Source organism: Salicibibacter cibarius (assembly GCF_016495725.1).
In the GTDB taxonomy this organism is placed as follows: domain Bacteria; phylum Bacillota; class Bacilli; order Bacillales; family Marinococcaceae; genus Salicibibacter; species Salicibibacter cibarius.
The window spans coordinates 3195586-3219562 of record NZ_CP054705.1; the positions used below are offsets into that span (position 1 = coordinate 3195586).

The window sequence follows — 23977 nt, forward strand, 5'->3', positions numbered from 1 at the left end:
ACATGACAAATGTCAAGGGACAGTCAACGAGATGCCACCGCCTTATCCTAGTTTTGTTCTCTTTTCAAACACCCAGAACCCCCCCACTTCAAATAGATGGGGGGTTCATAACGCCCGACTCCTATATTCTTGATACGATGTCCAGATATCGATCAACATAGACATCTTGATTATAGTTACGTTGAATCGTGGATAGGGCATTTTTAATTATCGTATGGCGAAACGAGGCATCTGTTAACAATTTCTCTACACAGCCGGTGCCTTTCTTTATATTACCTAGCTCATAAAGCATGCCGTTAAATTGATGCGAAATGATCTCATTTTTGCCTGGTTTATCTGAACTGACAACCGGACATTGGCATGCCATCGGTTCCAAAATCGAATTCCCTAATCCTTCACGTATCGATGTTGACAATACACATCCCCCCGAATCAGCAATCGTGGAATACACTTCCGGCATATTTTCATTGGGTACATGAATGACTTTATAGTTTACATGATTTTTTTTACATGTCTCATGCAATTCTTGTAAATCACTAGATGTTTTTGGATTACTTACAAACCAAGCTTCGACTTGGTGTTCACTTTCTATATTTCGGAATATTTTAATAAATTCTTTCCAGTTCTTTTGCGTGGTTATTCTTCCAACAAATGCAATGACAGCGTGGTCTTTTTGAGGTTTAGGAGTTTCTTTCCAGACTTTTTTAGCGTCATTTATATAATAAAACAGTGAATCAACCGTATTTCCATCTACAAATATAGGGATGTCCTCTCGGAAATAGGGCCTCACCAATGGGACGATGTAATGCGCTATACAAATAATGGCATCGACAGACTTGCTGATATTCTTTTTACTCACTTGTTTTTCAGCTCCTGTTGTCCAACCCCGGAGTTCATATACCTTCTTTCCTTTGTAGCTGCTTGGCAAGTGTTTCATATAATTAAGGGAGTACACGAAAATAATACAATCATAATTCCCCCTTGTCACTCGCTCCTGAAAGTCTTTAACTCTATTCGAATGATAATGCCGAATATTTTTAAACATTTTTGCACCGTCACCGCGATACAAGAAAAACACTTCGGCTTCAATCCCTTTTTTTCGAAAAGCATTGATGCGACTTCGTGTTGTGCTCACTACTCCGCCATCTGTTGATTTATTAATGACATATAGAATTTTCATCTTCTATCTTCCTTTACAGCCTATTTCTTCTCTCCATGACCTATATCGCTGTAAAAAAGTCTTCCCATTCCTTCCAGCACACGTCCCACGTCCATTGGTCAAGAATGGTCTGTCGTATTGACCTTCCCATCGATTTGCGTTGACCAGGATTTTTCATTAAATAAAGAAGCGCCTCCCGAATGGCACTCGCGTTTCGCTGAATAATGATGCCATTTTCATATGACTTGATAACCTCAGGAACAATCCCTACCTGCGTGGAAATAATTGGGATCCCACAAGCACCTGCCTCTAGAACTGGTAAGGGAATGTGCTCAGACTCACTAGAACAAATAAAGCAATCCAATCCTTGATAAAATTCAACCATTTTATCTCTTGAAACATTATTTTTGGTAAATGTTCGAATATCCAGTTTCATGTCTAAGCCTTTTATTGCTGATAAGACGATATCATATCCTTTCAATTTACGATGGAGATGCCCGTCTATTCGGCCTACCCAGCCTACGGTAAAAGTAGGTTGCCTTGTATTGTCTGTTGATGGTTTAAATAGATTTTCATTAATTCCCGTACGCGTTTTATAAATGGGACGATACTTGTTGAATTGTTGAACAAATTCATTTGAAACAGTATTAACACCACGCAGATTCGTAAAAAAATCGAGAAATTCCTTTTTATACGTATCTTTATTTACTTTATAACGATTAAACTGCCGTGAAGATGTGATTCCGGCGGCCAATTTGTTTACAGGAATACCTTTTTGATGGAGGCTTTTTGCAATCAATACGGACATCGCGTAAATAATGTCATATTGATCATTATCTTTAGCCGTTAGCTGGTCACGGTATTTCAAGTCAAATTGAAGATGACTAGACGGCAAAGCCATCATCTCCTTTGCACGATGATGAAATGCCCACCCAGGGTGATCAGCGACCAATAAAATCTTTCGCACCTTCCCCATTGCATGTTCCATACGAATCAGTCCGTTCTTTAAATCAGATGATATACAGATATTTCATTTTATTCCCCATGCCATCAAAATGTTATAGGTGCAGGTGCAAAATTCGTCTATTTTTTCCCACATTTCATTTGCTTAACGAAACAACCATGCTGCTAAGTACAGAGAAATATCAATTTCTATTCCCGGATAGATAGATGACAGGATCAATGGTTCTTAGAAACTTGGTTTTTCGTCAAGCTTTTATGGCTAAAACCTTAGTTGCACTTATGTAGGTAAGAACGTTGATTTATACTTCCTCACCTACCAATAAAAAATACGATGGTCCCTATCAAGACATTTCAGAAAGTCAAGGGAAAGGTTCCTATTATGTTTAGTTGCGATCAGCGTTGCTTGGCGTGAATTTTTACCGCTGACCGAATACCAATGACATGATTAGTGACCCTTCGAGCGTGTTTTTATCGCTGTTCGGGTGTTAATGACTCAATTAGTGGCCCATGGAGCGCGGATTCATCTCTGTTCGGGTGCTAATGACTCGGTTAGTGACCCTTTAACTCGGTTTTCACTGCTGTTCGGGTCCTAACTCGCAATTGTACGCCTCCGTTCGAGCGGAAAAACTGCCGGCTCTCACGCCCGAAATGCGCGCAACCAAGTTTCCATTATAGCCTCTAAAAAATTCGAAAACTTGGCTTTTCGCCAAGGAGTTCAGGTATCAGTTCTCCCCCAACGGAGATTAACCCTTTTCGATCATTATGAGAGCCACTGGAAGCCTATTAGCTGGCGACACTCCAATATCTTCCATCATCCATGAGGGCAACAGATGCGGATCGATTGTGTTGGGCATGTATAATCAATCCAAGAAGGCTCGTTCCGCACCTGTTTGGGGTTCTGTCATCAAACCAAGTTGTAATATTCTTTGCAGCTGTCAACACCTCAAATCCTCAAAGACAACAATCGTTTAGTGATCAACCAACTGTCTCGATATATTTTGAGCGGCATCTCTTCGTTTATTGGACATTCGTTCATGCCGTTATGCGAGCAACTATACAGCCTTTTTACTTTTCAACCGAAACCCAGCCATTGCTTGTTTTTTTATGAGGTTATCACCATTACCCCAACGACGGCGTTCTCATTTTACACATACTTCTTGACGGCAACCATCTTCTTTGTCATTATAGTGAGTGATTACTCACTTCAAAAAAATTGAGGATGTGGTTCAAATGCTAAAAATCACCGACCTGTCCAAACGTTTTGGAAAGCAGACAATATTACAAAATATATCCGTCGACATTCCAAACAATCAGATCACCGGCTTGATCGGCCCTTCAGGCACCGGCAAAACCACGTTAATTAAATGCTTAATGGGGATGGAGAAATATGATACCGGCAGCGTCACCATTAATAACGTCACGATTCCAAACCGTAAAATTTTAAACAACATCGGGTATATGGCGCAAAGCGATTCGTTATACCATGATTTAACCGGATTGGAAAATATCCAATTCTTTGCCCATATGTATAAAAGGAGAATGTCTGAAAAATCAGTTCAATCCACTTTAAATCTCGTTCAACTTGCGCAGGAGCAAAATAAATTCGTTCAGCATTACTCCGGAGGGATGAAGCGCCGTCTATCTCTGGCAATCGCTCTACTCAATCAGCCAGAATACTTGATTTTAGATGAGCCGACAGTCGGTATTGATCCTGTTCTCAAATTAAACATCTGGGACCGGCTTCACGAGTTAAAAAAGAACAGTACACTGTTAATCACCACACATATTATGGATGAAGCTATGAAGTGTGATCAGCTTTTATTAATGAAGAATAAAGGAATTGCGGCAAGCGGTACGCCTCAAGAGATTTTGGAAACTTTCCAGGTCAGTGATATCGACCAAGTCTTTTTGGAACTGGAGGAGAAAGAACATGAAAATGCTTCACTTAATTAAACGAATTTGCAAACAAATCCTCCGTGATAAGCGTACGATGGCACTTCTATTTTTGGCCCCTATCTTTGTCATCACGTTACTCAACTATATTTTTCCCGACCCTGATGATGAAGTAAGTGTGGCGACTGTCAATGTCGATGATGACGTGATTGATATTATGGAAGACAACGATATGGTCGTCAAAGAAGAAAACAACATTGATCCAACATCCTATCTACAGGAAGGGCATGCCAGTGCTATTTTGGAACAAGAGGATGATGAATGGACGCTAACCATTCTTAATGACAATCCAATAGATGAGGGACCTGCCATACAGGGTAGTTCCCAAGCAGTGATGGAAAATAACCTGGATGATCTATCCGATAACATTGATGATATGATCAATAATATGGAAGAAATGTCTGATAGCGTAGAAGAAATCATTAATGGTATCGATGATATGATGGAACAACTGCCTCCGGAATTAGCACAGGACATAGATTTAGATATAAATACAGATATAGACACCGATATGGATACGACGTTCGAACCTGACACAGAGATGGACGAAGATCCGATGACTGTTGACTATATCTACGGTGATGAAAGCTATACTTTTTTTGACATTCTAAATCCGATTTTAATCAGCTTCTTTGTGTTCTTTTTTGTATTTTTGATTGCCGGTATGTCAATGCTAAAAGAAAGAAGCAGCGGCACCTTGGAGAAACTATTGTCCACACCAATCAAAAAATTTGAGACTGTATTTGGTTATTTGTTTGGTTATGGCATCTTTGCGATTCTGCAAACGGCTGTGATTATCTTGTACTCCATATACATTTTGGATATGGAGATTGCCGGCTCCATATCCAACCTATTTATCATCAATATTTTGTTAAGCTTTGTCGCTTTAGGTCTTGGTCTTTTGTTATCCACGTTTGTGAGCAGTGAATTCCAAATGGTTCAGTTTATTCCTCTAGTCATCATTCCGCAAATATTTTTCTCCGGTATGTTGAAAGTGGACACAATGGAACCATGGCTACAATGGATTGCGCCTATCATGCCGCTATACTATGCCGGAAATACAATGATTGATGTTGCACTAAAAGGATATATGCTCAACGACATAGCGATCCCCTTACTTGTTTTAGTGTTGTTTATCGTTCTTTTTGTGGCGTTAAATATACTGGGGATGCGACGTTACAGGAAGGTATAAAAAACCGGGTGGCTTCAGCTTAAAATGCTGTGAGCCATCCAGCTTAATTTTAAATATAAATCTACTGCAGAGCGGCTGAAATAAGATTGAGTAATCACATAAAGGGCTTATGTTTTTTAGAAACACGTGACCTCTCGCAAATAAATGGCGAAAGTCTACGTTTATCCATAAAGTTTAAAAAGGTATAACAAAGGATGACTAACACCCGCCCGATGCTGGGTGACCGATTAATTCAACCACTCTGCACTAGTACAGCCTGTCGAAAATAAGCGGTCACACCGACGATCGGAAGACCGGATTAGGGCTTCAAACTGGGGTCAGTGATCGATTGGATTAAACCGCCACAGCCACGAGTTAAGGTATCAAAGGCTATCGTCAATGACCGAATGGTTTCTTGCGAAGCAGGCTCCCCGGTCTCCATGAAACAGTTCATGGCGACCGAACACGAAAGCCAATCGCTCGTTCGGTCGCCATGAGGCAGCCATGACGACCGAAGTCTTTCTGATACAAGCCTTTTCGGTCACCATGAAGCGGCTATGACGCCCGAACGCTTTCGATTCAGGCCATTACGGTCGTCATAAAACGGTTATGGCGACCGAACACGAGAACCGACCGCTTTTTCGGTCGCCATGACGCGGTAAATTGTCCGTTAGGGAGCCAGAAGCGTTGCTGACCGAAATTCTTCCAACTGTCTCCATGATTGGTTAATTAAGCCACCTTGCACTAGTTTTTTGGCACAAGCCCGTTCTCCAGTATTTGCACAATCCTTTCCGTCTCAATTTCTTCTGAATCCCAATCCGCTTCCGGAAGGAGAACATAACGCGCTACAATATATGACAGGATTGACGATGCAATCGTACGGATAATCGTTTTCTGATCCATTTCAACCAGCTGTCCTTTGTCTTGATAATATTTGATTATTTGCCCTATCTTCTCAAAAATATCTTTTCCGATATATTCAATAAATTGCTCTTTCAATTCCGGATGGAAAGGAATTTCCTGAATTAATATGCGTAACATTGGCAAATTATTTTGGATAAATGCTTTTCTATTGTCAATCATTGCACGAACCAAGTCCTGAAAATATTCAAATTCCTGGTCAAGCACTTTATCCAAATCTTTTTTGATCATTGGCGCAAACAGCTTCATCGTCATCGGTGAAACAATCGCCATCAATAAACCTTTTTTCGATTTAAAATGCTTGAAGATCGTCCCCTCTGACACGCTAGCTTTATGTGCAATTTCATTTGTGGATGTTCCAGCATAGCCTTTTTCCGCGAACAATTCTGTTGCTGTCTCTATAATCGCTATTTGTTTTTTCGTTAATTTCGGTTCATTATTTGTCATTATATCTCGCCTTTTATCGCATTAAACATTTCATTACATCTACGATACAGGATAAAGAGGATCCTTATCGTTAGATTTCGTGTCATACTCATATTGTATAGAAACATTTGTGAACGATCAAATTGTGACCGTCAATCGATGCTGACAAGCCCCGATTTTAAGAATGCGCTTTTTGCTCACTTGCTAATTTTTTATTTTTGGAAATAAAAAATCACATTCTACCATTGATACATGCGGCTGATAAATGGTTCAAGAATCTTAGCCATATCATCACCCGTTACTTTTCTTAATGCTGGTCTGCAAAAAGCCACCAATATAATGTACCGAGAAAGCCTAGCAAACTTGTAATACCGATGATCATTAAACTGCTCCAACTGATGATGGTTTCTCCAGTTAATCCACTGTAAAGTGCCGGTACCGCCCATGGAAAATAGTCACCGTAACCTACAGCTGCAATAACTTGGGAAAAAATGAGTGTAATAATGACAAAGCCTACCGGTGCTAAATATCCACGACTATAACTTGCAAAGAAAGCAACAGGAGTATTTAGAACGATCGTTAACATGGTAACGATTAGTATCGCATAAAGACTCTCCATCACGATGGCTGAAGACCATTGCGGGAGTCCTACGATCCCCCCAATAAAAAAACCGACAGTTACGATATAGGCACTTAATGCTATGTTTATAATAAATGATGCTAAAAATTTTGATATAACAATCACTGCTCTTGAATAAGGAAGAGTCAGGAGGTCTTTTACAGTGTTATCAACGTACTCTCTTCCAAATATCCAACTTGTAACAAAACCAAAAACGAAAATACCGCCTACTGCAATCATTTGGGCATGTAAATCTAAATAAGACTGCCAATTAGCCTCTCCTGCAACTTGCGCTTGATCCCCGACTAATCCGGTACTTTCCGCAAGTGCTGGATCTTTTAATACGAACATAAAAAAGCCAGCCATTAGCGGAGCAATGCTGAAAGCTGCTGCAATTATCCAAATGACTTTCGACTTGATGATTTTAAACCCTTCCATGTGCAAGGTAACGAGAAAATATTTCATTGCAACTTTTCCCCTTCTCTTTCGGTAATTTTCAGAAAATAAGATTCCAAGTTTTCCTCTTTTACCGTTAATGTCGTTGGGGCAAACCCTGTGTAAACAAGCAATCGGGATATCTCATCGGGATTTCGAATGGCTCTTCCATCAGTGGTTTCAATTAATCCATCGTTATTTATTTTTGAGGCGTACCCGGCAGTTGTTAGTTGTGAAATAGCAGATGCATTATTACGGGTATCAATGACTAGCTGTTGATTGAGACGTTCACTTAATTGCATGGATTCAATTTCTTGTATTAATCGCCCTTTATGAATGATGCCAATTTTAGTTGCTATTTTAGCTACTTCACGAAGCAGATGACTGCTCATTAAGATGGTAACGCCTTTATTTAACGCTAAATCTTGAAGTAACGTTCTAATTTCTACAATTCCTGAAGGATCTAAGCCATTCATTGGCTCATCCAAAATTAAAATTTCAGGTGAATGGAGCAGAGCCTTTGCAATTCCTAATCGTTGAGTATTCCCTAATGAAAGATTCCTTGCCTTCTTTTGAGCATATCGTGTTAAATGAAGTTGTTCCATGACTCTCGGAACGATCTCGGGATCTGACATCAATCTGATCCGCCGAAAAATTTCTAAGTTTTCCAGAACAGTAAGCTCGGGATAACAATGGGGTGTTTCAACGATGTGCCCTACGCTTCTCCAAATACGATGATTAGTGGAAGTTACCTTTTCACCTTTTATATAGCAAGCGCCTTCTGTTGGCTTGATCATGCCAAGTAACATTCTAATTGTCGTCGTTTTACCAGATCCATTTAACCCGATAAATCCATATATTTCTCCTTTACAAATGTTTAACGAAACATCCTTAACAGCCTGAAAACCTTTGTAATTCTTTGATATACGGCTTGATTTAATAACTGTTTGCAATTTACTCCCCCTCCTCTTTTATAAGACCATCGACGATCAAATCAATAAACAGTTCAATGGTTTCCGTATAAATGTCTTCACCAATCTCTTTTTTATGAAATGTTAGTAAAAATAAAGAACGGCATACGCTGGCAATGGTTTCGGGGGCTTCTTCAATAATAAACCCTTCATTTTTTAATTTTTCAATTAAAGGCAAAAATGAGATAGAATCATTTTTAAAATGCTTGTCAAGTAATTCTGGAGATAATTTGTTTAGCATATTTTCCATGTTACTTCCAACATATAACTCTCGAATGAATGAGTTCTGCTCGATTGTATTAACCATTTGCTGAAGTATACGTTTGATGGCTTTTTTCGGCTGATTATCCTTGAAAATATCCAAATTAGCAAATTGTTCTTTTAATTTTTCCTCTTCCATTTCCAGTATCACAAAATATAATTCTTCCTTTGAATGAAAGAATTTGTAAAATGTCCCTTGAGCAATGCCTACGTTTTTAGTGATTTCATGAATACTTGTTTTTTGCAATCCAAATTTGCCGAAAAGAATCTTACCTTGTTCTATAAGGGAGTTTGTGATGACTTGTTTTTCATAATCATTAAATCCTCGAGACATCTAAAAACCTCCTTTTATGAATGTATGAATAAAAATATTTTTCATTCACAAATATTATAAGCCATTATGAAAAATATTCAACTATTATGTAAAAATAGATTCCCACATGACCAACATGTGACAAGAAACACAAAGAAAAAAACAGTTTACAATTCAAGTTCATTTATGTATACTTGATTACACAACTAATCAACCCATCATCTTAACGGGGGAAAGGAGCGTTTAGTGAAGGCTGTTTTCGATGACTCAAAACCGATCTTTCAGCAAATTTTCGAAATGATTGCTGATGACATCGTTGATGGGGAATTGCATGAAGGGGAACAAATTCCCTCGACGACAGAGATATCCAAATTTTATCAAGTGAACCGCGCAACAGTGCAAAAAGGGTTATCGATGCTCGTTGATGCCGGTTATGCCTATAAACAACGAGGCGTTGGGGTTTTTGTAGCCGAAGGAGCGAAACGTCGGCTGCTTGCCGAACGTAAAGAAGAATTTCATATTCAATATGTTAAGCCGACGCTGAAAGAAGCCAAGCGACTTCAAATGTCGAAGGAAGAATTTATTCGATTGATTGAGGAGGATTATGATGATTGATATACACGACTTATCGTTTTCTTATGGGAATAGAGCGGCATTGAAAAACGTTGCCTTACGGGAGGATGAACCGGTGATTATAGGTTTATGGGGACGCAACGGTTCCGGGAAAACAACATTGATGAAATTGATCTCCGGGATGGATCAGCCAAATCAAGGAACCGTCAGCGTTAACGGGATCACCCCATATAACAATAGTGAAGCAATGAACCATGTGACGTTCATGCAGGAGGATCATCCCTTTTCAGACTTATGGGATGTCAAAGATGCGCTTCGTTTTGGCGCCTATTTCAACGAAAATTGGGATCAGGCATTTGCCGAATATTTGCTGGATGTGTTTGACTTGCCAAGGAAAAAGAAGATCAGGCAATTTTCAAAAGGCATGAAAAGCATGATTAAGATTACGCTGGGGCTCGCGAGCAAGGCACCTGTAACGGTCATGGATGAACCTTCAAACGGCCTTGATGCCAATATGCGTAAACAGTTTTATGATATGTTGTTGGATACGTACGAAGAACACCCACGTTTAATTATGTTATCGACACACCACATTGAGGAACTGGTGCCACTTTGTGAAAAAATCGCGCTGATTGATCAAAAAACAATCATTCGATATGAAGAAACAGAAGAGTTGAAAAGGCACGGGGTGCTCATAACAGGACCATTTGAAGCAGTAAAAGCGGTGATCGGCAATAACCGAGTCATTGACGAACGGAGGATCGGGAAACAGTTACATGTTATGATTGACGATTCCTTCCACACGGATTTGGAAGCAAAAGCAAAAGATGCCGGTGTTACTATTGAAAAAGCACCACTTCAAGATTATCTCGTTAATCTGACAAAAAAGGAGACGAAAAAACATGAACACGCTTAAAGGGCCGCTCCGCGTCATCATTAAAGAGATGAACGTAACTTTTTATATCAACGTTGGTGTAACGCTCGGTTTAATGGCTTTGTATATATTCTTAAGCTTCTATCTTGGAGAAAATGAAATGTTAGGGATAACGTTCGGGCCGCTTTACGCCATTTTTCTCATTTACCCTTTTATCCTTTTTAAAGGGTACAAATATATCCTTTCCTTGGGTGGGACGAGAAAACAGTTTATGATCGCGACTTATCTGTCAATCAGTATCTATATTATACTCGGTGGAATCCTTTTGAATGGACTGCATTTCTTAAGTCCCTATCTACTGAACGAAGGATATATTTTCCACATGGCAGACCTTGTTAGCGGATCGAATCCGCTCTTGTATGTTTGGATCGATGTATTATGGATGGTCACTTTCTTCGGTCTTGGGATGATCGCGCAATCCATTTATTTTAACCTTGGCACAGTAAGAACGTTAATTGGCGGCGCAGCATTGTTAATCGCGGTACTCGCTACCTACTTTTTTGCCGACCTTTATCCGCTCATCGAATTTATCGTTGTTGACCATCTCTTGTTCGTTCACATCCTGGCAGGGATTTCTGTGCTGCTCATGCTGCTCTCTTACCTCTTCATGAAAAATGGACCATTAGAACGTGGGGATCGGTATTTATTTATCGGGAAGCAACCGAGGCCGGAATAAACGGCGAAGCCTTAACGATCTCCTTGAGTTTTTATCAAATGTGGCATATAATGATGTTAGAAAGAGCAATACTAAAAAGGAACCCCGATGGGTTAAGATCGAGGTTCACGATGAGCTACACCGCATAGAAGTGGCGGTGGCTGTTTAGGAAAGTAATCCTCTTCCCGGGGCCTATTCACAGGAGAGGGGATTACTTTTTCCGTATAATCAAGATGACGACTGAAATAATCCCGATCACCATTGTGGTGAATGAGATCATCAGTATCAATCCTTGATACAAAGTAATCACGTGTGGCAGCACCTCCTTCCCGTTTTGACATGGTGAATGTCAAGGGACGGTCAACAGGGACCACCGCCTCATCCTGCTTATGTAGCTCATATGTAGTATATCATATCTCTATAATTAGTAGTATTTCTTCTGAGGGCTTTAAATAGCCTTTTTTTATTGATGCAATGCCAAAATCAATGGTTGAAATATATGAATAAATGTGGTCATGAAAACTAGCTAGCGGAGGAAAAACACGGAGACTCCTGTGGGAAAGCGCAGCGGGAAGACCCCGCAGAAAAAAAGCGCCCTTCTTTTTTTCGAGGAGGCTGAGCTAAAGGCCCACGGAAAGCGTAGTGTTTTTCCGCAGCGGGTGCATATATCACATTAAATCTCTTTTTATATTAAAAAATATCCCCGTTTCTTCGAGCTCGACACTCCTCACACCTTTTCGGATGAACGAATCCTTTTTGTTTATAAAATTGCTGCTCTCCTACAGTGAAAGTGAAACGTTTGCCGCATTCCCAACATTTTAAGAGAAGATCTTGAGGCGCCGAACCTTTCAAAGCTTCTTTGATGGACGCTTTTCTTCGTTGGACGTTTTCATGATCAATGGGATCATTTGCTTCCAACGCTTTTATCGTAGCACGAATCTTAGCTCTCACCTTTTTATAGTCTATTTTCTCCCATTCCAGTAAATAAGGAATGTACTTCCTGTCTTGAGTTTCTCTTATTTTTTCAAGAAACAAAAAGATCATGTGCCGATTTCGATCCTTCAAATAACTCATTTCCGGCTGCCTCTTGCCTTCTTCCAACCATTGCTTCCATTCACTTAACAATTCATCTGCGCGCTGATCGGATTCAATCTGCCAGCCTCTTTCCGTGAAGACGATCATCGGTAGTTTTCCGCTATACTCGATACCCAAGAAATCATGATCCATCATCCAATCAATTTTGTCGATAACATCCTCAAGCTTAACCAAACGAAAACAACCATAGACCGGAGACTGATCCAATTCGAGCTGTAACACCTTTTTCTCACGTGAGCCTTTTAAGATTTTTGCAAGAAGCGTTCGCCCGCCTTGCGCAATAATATCATCTGCCGCCCGTAAAATCGTTCGTATTTCATATTCAGATAAATGATTTATTTTCTCGTTCATTACACGAACCCTCCCTAACATTTGCCGTTCCTTTTTCATATGTCCATCATTACATATTATAATAACGCTTTTGGGAGGGTTGTCCAACATGAAAAAACCGATTTGCATATCCGTTTATGTATTCGGTCATTATACACCATATATTCCTTACTACGTGTATAGCATTTTGAAAAGTTACCCAAATTATTTTGTGAAAATTTTCGTTATGGATCGTTTATCTACAAAAGAAAATGCTTGTATGGACATGATTAAAAAAAATCTTTCTACAAATTTCGAGATAAAAGAAAACTATTTTCCTTACGGTTCTTTTAAAGATGGTAAAAATGGAAAACCTTTGAGATTCCTTATTCCCGAGACTGAGTTTTCGGAATTCGAACATGTGTATATCGGCGATGTCGATTTTTTAATCGTAAAAGAAACTCCCTCTCTTTTAGAAGAACACGTAGAGCACTGTGAAAAAATCGGCCTTCCGTATAGCAACCAAATCCGTCCTAATTCGGAGCGGTTAACCGGCTTGCACTTTTTCAAAGCAGACGACTATTACAAGAAAATGAACCCGATAATTGACTACTATAGCCATCATTTGGATGAGGTATATTCTTTTATGAAACGGCACCGTACGGATGAGAAATTTCTTTATCATATCATTGAAAATGGAATTGGCTTCGGCAAGATCAATCAGTTTTCTTACAGACCGCATCATGGCTTTCATTTAGGAATTCTGAGAATGAATGGTTTCGACAACTATGTAAAGGATGGGCAAAACAATCCATTTCATCGCCTCCCTTCCTATCCGGTTTTAAAAAAGCAGTTATTGGAATTTTTTCATGATCCTTTATTTCAAAAAATTTCACGAACAAATCCAATAAAAGAAATTATTATGCTGAAGAAAAAGTTACAGAAATTCTAACCAAAACGTCCGGCAGAGGCTACGTGACCCCTGCACCGGACCGCTATGCTTGTGCATCCGTATAATAAGAAAGCCCGATGGCACCCTCGCCCGTATAAGTGCTGATGACGGGCGTTGTCGTTTGGATCTTGATATCCTTGATACTGCTTTTCGTTAGAAGGGCATCCTTTAATTTATGGGCAAGCGCAAGCGCATTGGCATGAGAAATGCTAACGCCCTTAATGGTCCGCTCCTCTGAATCAGTTTCAAAATTTTTCATGAGTGTATGAATCACTTGTGATTGTGTTCGCACTTTTGATACCGGTGAATAAACGCCATCTTCCAGTTTCGCGATCGGTTTTAATTTGAGAAGCGAGCCCAGAAAAGCTTTTCCTTTGCCAATCCGTCCACCCTTTACCAGGTTATCCAATGTTTCTAGAACGACATATAATCTGGAATTATGCTTAATGGTCTCCATTCGTTTTAAGATCTCACTCATTGAAGCCCCGGCATTTGCCATTTTTGCAGCTTCCATAACTTGAAAGCCCAGTGCGGACGAAATGTACGTTGAATCCACAACGGTAACATCGGCACTCACTTCCGTCGCTGCCATGCGGGCAGTGTTATACGTGCCGCTCAAACCTGAAGACATGAATATCGCCAATATTTGACTCCCGTCTTCGCCCATTTCCTCAAATCGCTGCATCAAATTCCCTATTGCCGGCTGCGATGTTTTCGGTAAGGTGTCGACATGAGACATCTTTTTTAAAAAATCGTCGGACGAAATATCCACCTGATCAATGTATGACTCATCATCAATTTGTATCGATAAAGGAACAACGTGAATGCAATATTTTTCTAAAATATCCTTGGGTAAATCTGTTGTTGAGTCTGTGACAATCTTAATTTTTTCCATATCTCCGCTCCAATCTCCATTTCTTTGACATTCTCTATGTCCCCTATTATATTAGCATTATTAGAAAAATCACCGGAGGAATCTCTGCATCTATGAAAAATATTTTTTTCCTTATATGCTTCTTGGCAGTATTGTCAACAATCTTTCTGTTTGACTTAGAGGAAAATCGCGAGCAACAAGCCATGGCGGAGGACGTTGTCTCCGCCGACGAAGAACTTCATCCATATGTAAAAAAACAAAAAGATGAATTAATCGAACGGGCAGAAGCCATCGGGATTAATGTCGTCATTACAGAAGGATACCGTTCCCATGAACGCCAGGATGACCTATACGCACAAGGCCGGGCGGAATCCGGCGACATCGTGACAAACGCGGAGGCGGGCGAGTCGTATCATAATTACGGTCTGGCCATCGACTTCGCGATTGAAAATGGCGACGGGGAAATCATCTGGGACATCGAATACGATGGTACCGAAAGCGGCGAACCCGATTGGCTGGAAGTCGCGGAAATCGGAGAAGAACTGGGATTTGAATGGGGCGGCCACTGGAATGATTATCCCCATTTGCAGATGGACTTCGGCCTATCTATTGAAGAACTCCAAGAAGCAGAACAACAACTGGAAAACGAATAACTTCCATCAGTTGGAAAGCGACGACCACTGGTGCAAAAAACCCGTTGTTGTCCCTCTAGCAGAAGGAAAACGACTCTCAATGGTACAACTAAGCCGATGTTGTCCCTCTAAGGATAGGAAAGCAACCTACTATGGTACAACAAAACCGACGTTGTCCCTTAAAATACCGTTAAATAGCGCAAGGCTGTCACCTTAAGGATGACAGCCTCACGTTTTATCCTTCAAAGGTTTGAATAGCAAGCGTTGCGTTATGCCCGCCAAATCCGAATGAATTATTCAAGGCAACATTGGCTTGGATTGGTTTCTTTTCGTTTGCCGCGTAGTCCAGATCACATTTCGGATCAGGATTATGCAAATTAATAGTCGGAGGCGCCGTTTGATCAACGAGCGACTTTACGGTAAAAATGGCTTCAACGGCGCCGGTTGATCCCAATAAATGCCCGGTCATGGATTTCGTCGAGCTAACGACAAGATCATAGGCATGATCGGAAAAAACATTTTTAATCGCGGTCGTTTCATATTCATCATTGTACGGGGTGCTCGTCCCGTGGGCATTGATGTAGCCAACGTCTGTTTTTTCTATCGCTCCATCGGAAAGCGCCTGCGCCATTGCTCTCGCCGCGCCTTCCCCATCCGGCGCGGGTGCTGTCATGTGATAAGCATCCCCGGTTGATCCATATCCGATCACTTCCGCGTAAATGTCGGCCCCCCGCGCTTCAGCAGATTCCAATGATTCCAAAATAAGAATACCGGCACCTTCGCCCATGACAAATCCATCCCGCTCCGTATCAAACGGACGTGAAGCGGTGGCGGGATCCTCGGACGTCGTTATGGCTTTCGCCGCGGAGAAGCCGGCGATCGCCATATTCGTAATCGGCGCTTCCGTTCCGCCGGTTATCATAGCGTCCGCGTCTCCTCGTTGAATGACTTTGAACGCATCGCCGATGGAATTCGTCCCCGATGCACAAGCCGTAACGCTGCAAGAGTTTATCCCTTTTGCGCCGGTCATGATGGATACTTGACCGGAAGCCATATCCGGAATCATCATTGGAACAAAAAATGGGCTTACCCGTCTGACGCCTTTTTCGGTGAATTGTTTGAATTGTTTTTCGTACGTTTCCATACCTCCGATCCCGGAGCCAATCCAGACGCCAACGCGATCCGCGTTGTCATCGGTAATTTTAAAATCGGCATCTTCGAGGGCCATGTAAGCGGAAGCGACGGCGTAATGGGTAAACCGGTCCATTTTCCTGGCCTCTTTTCGGTCCAAATAGTCTTCCGCTTCAAATCCTTTTATTTCACCCGCGACGTTAATCGGGAATTGTTCTGCATCCAACCTCGTTACCGGCCCGATGCCCGTCTCCCCTGCAAGCGCGTGCTTCCAAGCCTCATCCACATGGTTGCCGAGCGGATTCACCGTCCCCATGCCTGTAACTACGACACGTTTCATCTGCATTCTCTCCTTTTTTCAACTCGCGTATTTTGCGGATCGGACCTATCGCCCCCAGCGAAGAGCAAGACCGCCCCATACTAGACCGGAGCCGAATCCGACCATCACGACTAAATCTCCATCTTTTATTTTACCACGATTTAAGTCTTCAACAAGAGCGATAGGAATCGAAGATGCAGACGTATTTCCGTATTTTTGTACGGTAGTCGACATTTTTTCTTTCGGCAACTCCAATCGTTGGCGAGCTGCTTCCATGATACGGATATTTGCTTGGTGGGGAACGAGATAATCGACGTCATCTTTCGTAAGATTAGCCTTTTCAAGCAAATTCATACACGTATCGCCCATTTGGCGTACCGCGAACTTGAACACCTCACGTCCATTCATATAAAGCTTAGGATTTGCGATAATATGGGGGCCACCGCTTCCATCGGAGCCCAATTCAAAGGAGAGCAATCCTCGATCGTTGCTAACAGGACCGACTACTGCAGCCCCCGCACCGTCCCCAAAAAGAACAGCTGTATTGCGATCGGTAAAATCCGTTACTTTTGACAATTTTTCTGCGCCGACGACGAGAATCCGTTCATAAGCCCCGGTAGATATGAATTGGCTGGCTGTTACGACTCCGTATGCAAATCCGGCGCAAGCGGCCCCAATATCCATCGCCGCTGCCTTATGTGCTCCGAGTCGGTCTTGAATCATCGAGGATACGGAAGGAAAAGGATAATCGCCGGTCACGGACGCAACGATGATCAGATCCAGATCCTCGGCTTTTTCCTCGGCATGTTCAAGTGCACGAACAGCAGCAAAATAAGACATATCCGACGTCTCCACATCATCTTCCGCAAAAATTCTCCGTTCGATCCCCGTACGCGATTGAATCCATTCGTCACTCGTATCCAACGTCTCTTCGAAATCTTTATTCGTGACCTCTTTTCCTTCAATAAAACGTCCAATTCCATAAATGCCCGCTTGTCGCATACAAATTCCCCTCCTGTTTAAATGGCTTTTAAAAGAATATTGGTTCGTATTATGACCTAGTACTAATTATATCTTAGCTTATTTAAAAAATTTCCGCAACAAAAAACCGCGGCCTTTCCATCGAATGACCACGGTTTTTTCACTATTTTTTGTTATCGAAGGGTGTCCCCTGTAGACGATCCATAAGCTCCGTATGGCGGAACAGGTGAACCGCCCAATCCCGGTTGAGATCCGTAACCACCAGGCCCTCCATAGCCGGGACCAAGGATTGGTCCATAACTCGGTCCGTAACTCGGCCCAAATTGTGGTCCATAACTGACTTGAGGCGGACCGGCGAATCCACCGGGACCAGGCCCATAACCGCCGTATCCACCGCCGGCTAACCAAGGGCCAATCGCAAGACCGGCGACAAAAGGCAGAAAAAATCCAAAGCGTTCATCGCCTGTATGGGTAGCTGCCGGATAAGCGGCGTAACCATCCGTTCGGTAAGGATAAATGGTTCTCATCAATCTCTTCCTTTCCTGCATAGGCTACTGCATATTCTATGGCAGCCCTATAACGAATGTGCGACTTATCAACCATCTGCCCGTATTTTCATATACGTATATTCGGCGAGAAAGGCAAGGACGAGCGCCAAAATAACGATAGCCGTCTCAGCCAATGACGTAAAGGCCGATAGGAAAAAATAGCCGGTGATTGCAACGACAGTGAAGATAAATACACCAATAAGAAAATGCATCCGATCAACTCCCCAATGACACCGAAAATCGCATAAAACCATTATACCTTAAAAATAGATGAAGGGCACCATGGTGACTTTTTTAATGTTCCAAAAACAGTTTCGGTCGTCATGAAGCCGCCATGACGACCGAAAACTACTGCCCCCACCGATTTCAGGCGTCATGAACCTCTCATGACGACCGTAAACTCCGTCCTCCACCGATTTCGGGCGTCATGAGCCTTCCATGAAGGCCGTAAACTCCCTCCCTCAGCGATTTCAGGCGCCATGATGCCTCCATGGCGACCGAATACCCCCACTCACTCCGATTTCGGGCATCATGACCCGTCACCACACGAAAAAAATCCCTTTCGAGGGATGTTTTTCCGTTTAACGCACCACCGCTTGCAATATCGCTTTTTGCACGTGCAGACGGTTTTCTGCTTGATCGAAAACAACTGATTGCGGGCCGTCAATGACTTCCGCGCTTACTTCTTCACCGCGATGGGCGGGCAAGCAGTGCATGAAGATAGCTTCATCGTTTGCCTGCGCCATCATAGCCTTATCAACTTGATAAGGTTCCATTGCCCGGTTTCGGGTATCTTTTTCTTCTTCCGCACCCATGCTTACCCAGACGTCGGTGTAGACGATATCGGCATTTTTCACGGCTTCGTGCGGATCGATGACGTGCTCCACATTACTCCCTGTTTCCGCGGCAAAGGCTTTTGCCTTTTCCCAGACGCCCGGCGCGCCCTCGTATCCCACAGGCGTTGAGAGCGTGATGTCAACGCCGAGCTTAGCGGCAATGACCATCAACGAATGGGCGACGTTGTTGCCATCACCGACATAAACAACCTTCCGGCCTTTAAGGCTGCCCAGATGCTCTTGGATCGTCAACATATCGGCGAGCGCCTGGCAAGGGTGGTCATCATCGGTAAGGGCATTGATGACCGGGATATCGCTTTTTTCCGCGAGTGTTGCCACCATATCATGATCGTTGGCGCGAATCATGATTGCGTCCAGGTAACGGGAAAGGGCGCGTGCAGTATCCTCCACCGGTTCGCCTCGTCCGATTTGCAAGTCCGCACTGCTCAAAAACAACGCGTGGCCGCCCAGTTGCGTCATGCCGACCTCGAATGACACCCGCGTGCGCGTGGACGCATTTTCGAAAATCATCCCGAGAGAGCGCCCGTTCAACGTTTGATGCGGTAAGCCCTGTTTTTGTTTTTCTTTAAGTTGACGCGCGCTCTCTAAAAGCTTTTCAATGTCCTCGGATGCAAAATCCATCCAAGATAATACATCCCTTCCTTTTAGAGACTGCTCTGCCAACACCTCTTCTTTTTCCATTCTTGTCACGTCCTTTGTAAGTCTCGCTGCCTCCAAGTTTCAACGGCGCACACGTGGTGCGTTTTGTCACGGGCAGCGACCAATTCGTGCAACGTTCCCGGATCGGTAACGATCATTTTTCGCCCCCGTTCAGCTGCCAAACGCTCGTTTTTATTCTCCCGGCTACCGGCCGGAGGGATATTAATATAAAGAAGTCCGTCGTCGTCTTCGAGCCAGCGTTCAAACGAATAGGCCCCCTCTTCATAAACGGTAAAGCCCGCTTCTTCCAGCGCTTTCAACGCCGGTTTGCAAGCCTCCTGCTGATCCGTTGCAATGTGGCAATAAATGCTCCCCGTCTGTTGATAAATAGCCGGGATTTTATCATCTTTCCAAGCAAAGGCTTGACGCATCGCTTCTTCTTTTGTTTCGCCAATACTAAACAATTCGCCTGTCGATTTCATTTCCGCCCCCAATAGCGGGTCCAATCCCGGTAATTTTTCCGTTGAAAATACCGGTGCTTTAACGGCATAATAAGACGTTTCTAATGCCAAGCCTTTCTTTTCTCCGAACACTTCAGACCATTCTTTACCCAACAATAATTGTACGGCTTGACCGATCAAATTATTGCCACTCGCCTTTGCAAAAATCGGAACCGTCCGTGACGCCCGGGGGTTGATTTCAATGACATACAGCGTGTCATCCGACAAAACAAATTGGATATTGAAAAGACCGATAAAATCAATTTCGCGTGCGATTTTCTCCGCGTAAGAAACGATGCGCTCCTGATGAGCATCTGAAAGCTCATACGGCGGTGTAATCGCGATGGAATCGCCGGAATGAACCCCTGCTTTTTCAATGTGCTCGAAAATGCCCGGAATAAATACATTTTCCCCGTCTGTGACAACGTCAACTTCCAGTTCTTTTCCAGCAAAATAAGCATCGATGAGAATCGGATAGGCAATGGCTTCCCCATGCGTTTCAACATAGGCCCTTAGTTGCTTTTCCGAGGTGAAAACGGACATGCCCTGTCCCCCGATGACATAAGAGGGGCGCAACAATACGGGGTATCCGATTTCTCTCGCTTTTTTTATCGTGTCATTGGCATCGGCGCCGGTTTGGCCCGGAATATGGGGAATATCCGTTTTTTGCATCAGTTCATAAAAGCGCCCGCGATCTTCCAGTTGATCAATGACATCAAATGGCGCGCCGAACAATTGAAGATCGGCAGCTTCCAACGCTTCCGTGAGCGCAATACTCGTTTGCCCGCCAAGTTGCAACAAAACGCCTTCCACGTTTTCACGTTCAGCAACATGAATGACATCTTCTGCAGTCAACGGTTCAAAATACAGTTTGTCGGCCGTTTCGTAATCCGTGCTTACAGTTTCCGGATTATTGTTCATCATAATTGTCTCATAGCCGAGGGTTTTCAGCGCGTTAGCACCGTTGACCGAACAATAATCAAATTCAATGCCTTGGCCTATGCGGATAGGCCCCGCACCAACAATTAATACTTTCTGTTTGTCTCCGGCACCGGATGCTTCATCCATGCCTTGATACGTCGAATAATAATAAGGCGTCTCCGCTTCAAATTCTCCCGCACACGTGTCCACCATATTGTAGGCGGGGATGATTCCCTTTTGGAAACGAAAATGTCGCAAAGTTTCTTCACGGATCCCCCAACAAGCGGCAAGCCACCGGTCGCTGAACCCTTCTTTTTTCCACGACTTCAGCATGTCCGCATCTATGTCTGCAAAAGCGGTCGTTTCGGCTTTCTTTTCTGACGCAACCAACCGCTCAAAATGATCAAGAAAAAAACGATCGATCGCCGTGAGCGCTGCGAGTTTTTCCGTGCTATACCCGCGTCGCATCAATTCAAGCAAGTAGAAAAAGCGACGATCATCCGCGTTTGTCAATACTGCTTCCAGATCGGCGCTTGGCACCTTTTCCACGCCCGGCCAACGTAGACCATCCAACTTGATTTCCAATGAACGCACCGCTTTTTGGATTGCCCCTTGCATGTTTCGCTCAATGGCCATCACTTCGCCCGTGGCTTTCATCTGGGTGCCGAGGGTGCGGTCTGCATCCATGAATTTGTCAAACGGCCAGCGGGGAAATTTCACGATGACATAATCAAGGGCCGGTTCGAAACTCGCGTACGTATGCGCCGTCACCGGATTTTTCAATTCATGAAGGCCGTATCCGAGCCCGACTTTTGCCGCGAGACGGGCAATCGGGTAGCCGGTTGCCTTGGAAGCAAGCGCGGAAGAACGGCTAACGCGCGGGTTCACCTCGATTAAATAATACTGGTCACTGTACGGGTCAAGGGCAAATTGAATGTTGCATCCCCCTACAATGCCAAGGGCGCGGATCACCTTAACGGAAGCTGTTCGCAACATCTGGTAATCGCGATCGCTTAACGTCTGTGAAGGAGCGACAACAATGGAGTCGCCGGTATGGATGCCGACCGGATCAATATTTTCCATATTGCATACCGATATGCACGTGTCGTTGGCATCCCGCATGACTTCGTACTCGATTTCCTTGAATCCGGCGATGCTTTTTTCTACGAGGCATTGGTCAATGGGGCTCGCGTCCAGCCCGCCGGAAACGATGGCAACCAGTTCCGTTTGATTATCCGCAATTCCGCCACCCCCGCCTCCGAGCGTATATGCCGGACGCACGATCATCGGGTAACCGACGTCTGCGGCAAAATTGATGGCTTCATTTGCAGATGTGACGATCGTACTCTCCGGAACCGGTTCGTTTAATTCCTGCATTAAACTTCGGAAAGCTTCACGATCTTCGCCCTGTTGAATGGACGCCATCGGCGTGCCGAGCAGTTCCACTCCGCTTCGTTCCAACAGTCCGGATTCATAGGCGGAAAGCGCAAGATTGAGACCGGTTTGCCCACCCATCGTCGCGAGCAATCCATCCGGTTGTTCTTTTTCAAGGACATTCGTTAACGTTTCAAGCGTGAGCGGTTCAAAATAAACTTTATCCGCGCACGTTTCATCGGTCATGACCGTGGCCGGGTTGTTGTTAATGAGCACGACTTCGCATCCTTCTTCCCGAAGGGCTAAACACGCTTGCGTCCCGGCATAGTCAAACTCTGCCGCTTGCCCGATCACAATCGGCCCTGACCCGAGCACGAGGATTTTTCTTAAGTTTGTTTGCTTAGGCATGGACGCTCACTTCTTTCTCTTTGGCAATCATACGGAAAAACATTGAAAATAAGTGCTGGCTATCGCTCGGTCCCGGATGTGCTTCCGGATGGTATTGCACGGACCGGATCGGCAAGCGCCCGTGAGCCAAGCCTTCGATGGACTCGTCGTTCACGTTGACGTGTGTCACCTCGAGTTCGGTTCCTTTTAATGACGCGCGGTCAACCACGTAGCTGTGATTTTGGGCGGTCATATCGACCCGCCCCGTTCGCTTGTCGATGACAGGTTGATTGGCGCCGCGATGGCCGAAAACCAACTTCGCCGTATCCCCGCCGAAGGCAAGCGCGATCAGTTGATGCCCGAGACAAATCGCAAACGTAGGATACTGCATGATCGCCGCTTTAATGGTTGGAAGTTGTTCTTGTAATTGCTTCGGATTTCCGGGGCCATTGGATAAAAGTAACCCATCGGGTTCAAGTTCTTCAATGGTTGGAAGAGGGGTGTTGTATGGAACGACGGTTACTTTGGCGCCATAGGCACAAAGGGTATCAACCATCGCTTTTTTGTGGCCGAAATCAATAAGCACGATATGGGTATCTCCGGCTCCGAATGTTTCCATCGTTTGCGTAGACACCTCTTTGACAAGTGCCTGCTCCTCAATTGGCGTAACGTTCTCCCAAGTGACGGCATCGGGATCGGTCGTAATGACCGCCCCCATTGCGCCTGACGTGCGAATGCGTTTTACAAGCGCGCGGGTATCCACATCCGTCAAAATCGGGGCGCCGCCAGCGCGGGAAACGAGTGTTTCTTTTGATTGATAATGATACCCATCCGCTGAGCATTCCCCCATCACTAACGCGCGGGGCTGCCATTCCCCGCTTTGCTCTTGCTGCCCGTCACTGATCCCATAGTTACCGATGAGCGGGTAGGTGAAGACGACGATTTGCCCCCGGTAAGACGGGTCGGTCGCGACGTCCTGATAACCTGTCATACCTGTAAAAAATACTGCTTCTCCATGTACATCCCTTGCATTGGATGCGCCTAACAATTGTCCCGGAAAAACATCGCCGTTTTCCAATACCAAGTACCCTTTCATCGTAACCC

Annotated in this window: 22 protein-coding genes; 7 read left to right on the plus strand and 15 right to left on the minus strand. The window is 43.8% G+C overall.

All coding sequences use genetic code 11. From position 1 onward, the window contains the following. Positions 1-121 precede the first annotated feature (121 nt). Together HUG15_RS16245 and HUG15_RS16250 are read right to left on the minus strand one after the other, a co-directional pair. Positions 122-1180, minus strand: coding sequence for a glycosyltransferase family 4 protein (locus tag HUG15_RS16245; RefSeq protein ID WP_200124090.1), 1059 nt, complete (start codon positions 1178-1180; stop codon positions 122-124). A gap of 40 nt (positions 1181-1220) precedes the next feature. Then, a complete protein-coding gene (locus tag HUG15_RS16250) occupies positions 1221-2147 on the minus strand; it encodes a glycosyltransferase family 4 protein (RefSeq protein WP_200124091.1) in 927 nt (308 codons plus the stop codon). Between the two features lie 1205 nt (positions 2148-3352). Between HUG15_RS16250 and HUG15_RS16255 the strand changes: the two genes are divergently transcribed. Together HUG15_RS16255 and HUG15_RS16260 are read left to right on the plus strand one after the other, a co-directional pair. Beyond that, positions 3353-4075 carry an ABC transporter ATP-binding protein gene (locus tag HUG15_RS16255; protein ID WP_200124092.1) on the plus strand — a complete coding sequence of 241 codons (723 nt, stop codon included), beginning with the start codon at positions 3353-3355 and terminating at the stop codon, positions 4073-4075. After that, complete coding sequence (locus tag HUG15_RS16260; protein WP_200124093.1) at positions 4053-5267, plus strand: ABC transporter permease; 1215 nt, start codon at positions 4053-4055, stop codon at positions 5265-5267. Before HUG15_RS16255 ends, HUG15_RS16260 begins: the two co-directional genes overlap by 23 nt. Positions 5268-5990: 723 nt before the next feature. Here the strand turns inward: HUG15_RS16260 and HUG15_RS16270 are convergent. The 4 genes from HUG15_RS16270 to HUG15_RS16285 form a co-directional block, all read right to left on the minus strand. After that, positions 5991-6614 carry a TetR/AcrR family transcriptional regulator gene (locus HUG15_RS16270; protein WP_200124095.1) on the minus strand — a complete coding sequence of 208 codons (624 nt, stop codon included), beginning with the start codon at positions 6612-6614 and terminating at the stop codon, positions 5991-5993. 286 nt (positions 6615-6900) lie between these two features. Next, a complete protein-coding gene (locus HUG15_RS16275; RefSeq protein ID WP_200124096.1) occupies positions 6901-7677 on the minus strand; it encodes an ABC transporter permease in 777 nt (258 codons plus the stop codon). Next, positions 7674-8600, minus strand: coding sequence for an ABC transporter ATP-binding protein (locus tag HUG15_RS16280; protein ID WP_200124097.1), 927 nt, complete (start codon positions 8598-8600; stop codon positions 7674-7676). Before HUG15_RS16280 ends, HUG15_RS16275 begins: the two co-directional genes overlap by 4 nt. 1 nt (position 8601) lies before the next feature. After that, positions 8602-9213 (minus strand): TetR/AcrR family transcriptional regulator, encoded by a 612-nt coding sequence (locus HUG15_RS16285; RefSeq protein ID WP_200124098.1) that lies wholly within the window; start codon positions 9211-9213, stop codon positions 8602-8604. A gap of 225 nt (positions 9214-9438) precedes the next feature. Between HUG15_RS16285 and HUG15_RS16290 the strand changes: the two genes are divergently transcribed. Genes HUG15_RS16290 through HUG15_RS16300 form a run of 3 tightly spaced genes read left to right on the plus strand, consistent with a single transcriptional unit; the run spans position 9439 to position 11375 of the window. After that, positions 9439-9807 carry a GntR family transcriptional regulator gene (locus HUG15_RS16290; protein WP_200124099.1) on the plus strand — a complete coding sequence of 123 codons (369 nt, stop codon included), beginning with the start codon at positions 9439-9441 and terminating at the stop codon, positions 9805-9807. Further along, positions 9800-10681 carry an ATP-binding cassette domain-containing protein gene (locus HUG15_RS16295; RefSeq protein ID WP_200124100.1) on the plus strand — a complete coding sequence of 294 codons (882 nt, stop codon included), beginning with the start codon at positions 9800-9802 and terminating at the stop codon, positions 10679-10681. Before HUG15_RS16290 ends, HUG15_RS16295 begins: the two co-directional genes overlap by 8 nt. Then, entirely contained in the window at positions 10668-11375 is a 708-nt protein-coding gene (locus HUG15_RS16300; protein ID WP_200124101.1) for a hypothetical protein, read from the plus strand. The genes HUG15_RS16295 and HUG15_RS16300 overlap by 14 nt, the downstream gene beginning before the upstream one ends. Positions 11376-12044: 669 nt before the next feature. Here HUG15_RS16300 and HUG15_RS16310 read toward each other — a convergent pair. Next, positions 12045-12800, minus strand: coding sequence for an RQC-minor-1 family DNA-binding protein (locus HUG15_RS16310; RefSeq protein ID WP_200124103.1), 756 nt, complete (start codon positions 12798-12800; stop codon positions 12045-12047). An 88-nt stretch (positions 12801-12888) separates the two neighbouring features. On the opposite strand from HUG15_RS16310, the gene HUG15_RS16315 reads away from it, so the two are divergent. After that, positions 12889-13710, plus strand: coding sequence for a hypothetical protein (locus HUG15_RS16315; RefSeq protein ID WP_200124104.1), 822 nt, complete (start codon positions 12889-12891; stop codon positions 13708-13710). 43 nt (positions 13711-13753) lie between these two features. Here the strand turns inward: HUG15_RS16315 and HUG15_RS16320 are convergent, their stop codons facing one another. Continuing rightward, entirely contained in the window at positions 13754-14605 is an 852-nt protein-coding gene (locus HUG15_RS16320) for a DegV family protein (RefSeq protein WP_200124105.1), read from the minus strand. A 92-nt stretch (positions 14606-14697) separates the two neighbouring features. Between HUG15_RS16320 and HUG15_RS16325 the strand changes: the two genes are divergently transcribed. Then, positions 14698-15237 (plus strand): M15 family metallopeptidase, encoded by a 540-nt coding sequence (locus HUG15_RS16325; protein ID WP_200124106.1) that lies wholly within the window; start codon positions 14698-14700, stop codon positions 15235-15237. Between the two features lie 214 nt (positions 15238-15451). On the opposite strand, the gene fabF is transcribed toward HUG15_RS16325, so the two are convergent. From fabF to HUG15_RS16360, 7 genes are all read right to left on the minus strand, one after another. Further along, a complete protein-coding gene (gene fabF, locus HUG15_RS16330; RefSeq protein WP_200124107.1) occupies positions 15452-16693 on the minus strand; it encodes a beta-ketoacyl-ACP synthase II in 1242 nt (413 codons plus the stop codon). Positions 16694-16732: 39 nt separating this feature from the next. Beyond that, a complete protein-coding gene (locus HUG15_RS16335) occupies positions 16733-17668 on the minus strand; it encodes a beta-ketoacyl-ACP synthase III (RefSeq protein WP_200124108.1) in 936 nt (311 codons plus the stop codon). A gap of 152 nt (positions 17669-17820) precedes the next feature. Next, positions 17821-18174, minus strand: coding sequence for a hypothetical protein (locus HUG15_RS23140; protein WP_246516371.1), 354 nt, complete (start codon positions 18172-18174; stop codon positions 17821-17823). A gap of 68 nt (positions 18175-18242) precedes the next feature. Further along, entirely contained in the window at positions 18243-18407 is a 165-nt protein-coding gene (locus HUG15_RS16345; protein WP_200124109.1) for a hypothetical protein, read from the minus strand. 369 nt (positions 18408-18776) lie between these two features. Continuing rightward, a complete protein-coding gene (argF, locus tag HUG15_RS16350; RefSeq protein ID WP_200124110.1) occupies positions 18777-19733 on the minus strand; it encodes an ornithine carbamoyltransferase in 957 nt (318 codons plus the stop codon). Positions 19734-19738: 5 nt separating this feature from the next. Next, on the minus strand, positions 19739-22894 hold the full coding sequence (carB, locus tag HUG15_RS16355) for a carbamoyl-phosphate synthase (glutamine-hydrolyzing) large subunit (protein WP_200124111.1): 3156 nt from the start codon (positions 22892-22894) through the stop codon (positions 19739-19741). Then, a complete protein-coding gene (locus HUG15_RS16360; RefSeq protein ID WP_200124112.1) occupies positions 22887-23969 on the minus strand; it encodes a carbamoyl phosphate synthase small subunit in 1083 nt (360 codons plus the stop codon). Before HUG15_RS16360 ends, carB begins: the two co-directional genes overlap by 8 nt. Positions 23970-23977: the final 8 nt, after the last annotated feature.